The organism is Anaeromusa sp. (assembly GCF_028691475.1).
GTDB lineage: Bacteria > Bacillota > Negativicutes > Anaeromusales > Anaeromusaceae > Anaeromusa.
Genome location: NZ_JAQUZF010000206.1, coordinates 1 through 2,606, shown reverse-complemented (window position 1 = coordinate 2,606; position 2,606 = coordinate 1). Strand labels below are relative to the sequence as shown.

3 protein-coding genes are annotated in these 2,606 nt (G+C 51.4%); all 3 read left to right on the top strand.

Annotated features, from left to right (window positions below; all coding sequences use genetic code 11):
• Positions 1-124 precede the first annotated feature (124 nt).
• Positions 125-1,816, top strand: a complete 1,692-nt coding sequence (locus PHF27_RS14280) for a methyl-accepting chemotaxis protein (protein ID WP_300071551.1) — start codon at positions 125-127, stop codon at positions 1,814-1,816.
• A 27-nt stretch (positions 1,817-1,843) separates the two neighbouring features.
• Positions 1,844-2,149 (top strand): STAS domain-containing protein, encoded by a 306-nt coding sequence (locus PHF27_RS14275; protein ID WP_300071548.1) that lies wholly within the window; start codon positions 1,844-1,846, stop codon positions 2,147-2,149.
• Positions 2,150-2,198: 49 nt separating this feature from the next.
• A partial coding sequence (locus tag PHF27_RS14270) for a PAS domain-containing protein (protein ID WP_300071545.1) occupies positions 2,199-2,606 on the top strand: 408 nt, incomplete at its 3' end.

The following is a 2,606-nucleotide window of genomic DNA, read 5'->3' as shown; positions in this document are numbered from 1 at the left end:
AGAAAGAAACCGCAGGCATAGCGGGGCTATGCCGAGAATTTCTGACAAAGTTTGCCGGAAAAAGAGCCTCTTTGATTGAAGCAGTGAATAAATTAGCGGCGACCAAAAAGGGAGGTACTACATAATGAATCGTTTTCCTCTCGTAGCGCAAATTGTCGGTATCATTGTTTTGGTTGTTGCGTTGATGACTGGCGTTGTAAGCTACACTTACTATCATCTCCGTGCCGTAGGCGCCGAGGCGCAGCAGGTCATCGAAACCGACGCCATGGACATGGTGTCCGCCAAAGACGCCCACACCCAATTTACCAGAGCGCTTTTAGACATGCGCGGCTTTTTGACCTATGCCGACGGCATGGATACTTATGAAAAAGGCTATCGCGCCAACATCCAAGCAAGCTATCAAATCATGAGCGATTACACGGCGAAAGTGCCAAATCCGGCCTTGCAGAGCAAAGGCGGGGAAGTGCAAAAGCTGATTGGCGATTATCTCAAGCTGGGCGACCGCGTTATCGCCGCCAAGCGCAGCAACGATCCCAATCTGACCCAGCTGACAACGCAAGGACGAAATCTGGTAGCCGCCATCGACAAAGGCTTTGCAGATTTGTCGGAGGTCCAAAAGAAAGAGCTTCTAACCCAGACCGCCGCCATGAAGAGCGACGTCCAAGCCCGCTCCAATAACGCCCTTTTAGTCACTGCTGTCATTCTTCTATTTTCTTTAGCTCTCGGCGTTTGGTACAGCCGCCAGCTGGCCTCTCCCGTCAAAGAGCTGCAAAGCCTCATGGCGGAAGCCAGCAAAGGCAACCTGACCATCCGCTCTTCCAACCAGGCAGCTGATGAAATCGGCCAGCTTAGCCAATCCTTCAACACCATGATTGACGGGCAGCTGCGCATCGTCAAGGATGTTTCCACCAGCGCCGTCGAGCTTTCCGCCGCTTCTGAAGAGCTGGCAGCTTCGTCAGAGCAGGTTTCCGGCGCCGCTAATAGCATCGCCAACGACATCCAGCACGTAGCCTCCTCGATGAGCGACGCTGCCAAAACCAGCACAGAAACGTCCCAAGTACTTGTAGAATTGTCCTCGCTGATTCAAATTGCCAAAGATAAAGCGCATTCGGCAAGCGGCAAATCGGAAGTCACCATGTCCACCGCTAAAGACGGCAAAGATACCATCCATAATGCCATGCAGAGTATGAATACCATTCACGCCAAAACCATCGAAGCCGAGCGGGTCATTACGCTGCTCAATGATTATTCCCAGCAGATCGGCAGCATCAACGAAACCATCACCGGCATTGCCAAGCAGACCAATCTGTTGGCTCTTAACGCCGCTATCGAAGCGGCCCGAGCCGGCGAATCCGGCCGCGGTTTTGCCGTTGTCGCTGAAGAAGTACGCAAGCTGGCGGAACAATCCAACACGGAAGCGGACAATATTTCCCACCTCATTGCCAAAATCACAGACAATACGCAAAACGCCGTTTTCGCCATGAAGGAAAGTTTGCAGGAAGTGGAATCCGGTGTTACCGCCGTAACGGCGGCGGAACGTTCTCTAGAACATATTATGACTGCGGTAACCGAAACCGTCGAAGACGTCGACGGCATTGCCAAAATTACTAACGCGGAAATCGCTTCGTCGGATAAAATCATTCAACTCATTGAAAACGTCGCTAATGATATCGAAAGTACAGAGCGGGAAACGCAATCCGTAGCTGCCGCGATTCAGGAAGTTACTGCTACCGTAGAAACCATTGCCGCCACTTCGGAGGAAACCAGCGCCATGGCCCAAAGTCTCCAAAACAACATTGTCGTTTTCCAGATTTAATTTGAAAGTGAAAGGAAGATTTCCGCTATGGAACACACCTTAACAACCAACGGCAATCAAGCCATTCTAACGTTAACCGGCAAGCTATACGTACATGACGCCGGCCTTATCCGCGACGAAATGATCGAAAAGATCGAAACCGGCCACCATCACCTCACACTGAACCTAGCCGGCGTAACCTATATCGACAGCTCCGGGCTGGGCGTGCTGGTAACGCTGCACAAGATGACTCAGGAAAAAAATGGCTCCCTTACCCTAATAGGCGTGCAAGGCATGGTCAAAGAACTGCTGCAGCGTACGCGCCTCGACAAGGTGCTGCATTTAGAAGGCTGAAGCAGCCGCTGCTGGATTCGCACTTTTTATATAAAAGGAGTCCTTGTTCATGAATCATGGAGAGCTTACCCCGTTGCAAGTCATTTTTCAGCATATGCCTACGCTGGCCTGGATGAAAGATGACCAAGGCCGTTTTTTAGAGATCAACGCTTCCTTCACCCGCTTTTGCCATAAAAGCGCTGCGGAAATCGTCGGCCGAACGGTTAGGGATGTTATGCCTGCCTTCTTGAGCTTAGTATACGAGGAATTGGACGAGGCGGTAGCACAATCGCGTCTGTCCCAAAGCCGCGACCACATCTACCGGGAAAACCGGGCTGGCTGCAATTGGTTTGACACGCAGGTTTTCCCTTTTTTCCAAAAAAACGGCCGCTTTGCCGGCACCATCGGCTTTTCCCGTAAAATCTCGCACCGCAAGCAATTGGAGCTAAAGCTGGAAAACCAGCAAAAGCTTTTGCGC